General features: G+C 64.5%; 1 pseudogene. It reads left to right on the top strand.

What is annotated here, in order from left to right:
* Positions 1–260: 260 nt before the first annotated feature.
* A pseudogene (locus AWB78_RS42865) lies at positions 261–787 on the top strand (helix-turn-helix domain-containing protein); the annotation flags it as partial.

Genomic DNA, 787 nt, shown 5'->3' with positions numbered 1-787 from the left:
CAGGCGGCTTTCGTGCCGCCCGTCGAGACCGGGCAAGCGCCGGCAAGCCTGCTTGAGCGCTTCGCTACAACGCGATCTTCACAACCACTGCTCGGTCTGCTGCGTTGGCTCTTGCCGCTCACCAGTGCAAGCGCCATGAGCAACCCGCGTGAGGGACGGTAGCTGCCCGCAGAACTTGTCGCTCGCCCCCCTCGGAATGCACCGGTAGTCTCGCCTCTCCCCTGAATCGCGGCGCGGTGCGCCGCATCTTTGGAGAGAGCATGACTGAACTTCACGATCTACCCGTGCGGGATCGTTGGGCGCGGCTGCGCTTTGCGGTCGTGGGCCCCTTGCTTGCCGCACCGCCTGAACCAGGGCAACTGCGAGAACTCATTACCGCGCTGGCCGCCAAACGCTGGCGTCACCCCGTCACTGGCGACGATATCCAGTTCGGCCGCTCCACCATTGAGCGGTGGTTCTATCGGGCCCGCAAGGCGGCACAGGATCCAGTGGCGAGCCTGCGCGACCGTAAGCGTCCTTGCGGCGCCGGTGCAAATCTGTCGCCCCAGACGGTGCAGGCGATCCGCATGCAGTACCACGAACATCCCGGCTGGACGTGTCAGCTGCACTACGACAATCTGAAGGTCATACTCGGCGAAACGAGCCTGCCGTCCTATACGACACTTCGCCGTTATCTGCGAGCGCAGGGGATGTATCGCGAACGCAAGCCGCGTCATACGAGCACCGGCGCGATGCTCGCCCGCGATCGCCTCGAGAAGCTCGAGGTACGCAGCTTCGAGGTCGAGCA

The sequence above is a fragment of the Caballeronia calidae genome (assembly GCF_900044055.2).
In the GTDB taxonomy this organism is placed as follows: Bacteria; Pseudomonadota; Gammaproteobacteria; order Burkholderiales; family Burkholderiaceae; genus Caballeronia; species Caballeronia calidae.
This window is presented reverse-complemented; position numbering and strand designations above follow the sequence as displayed.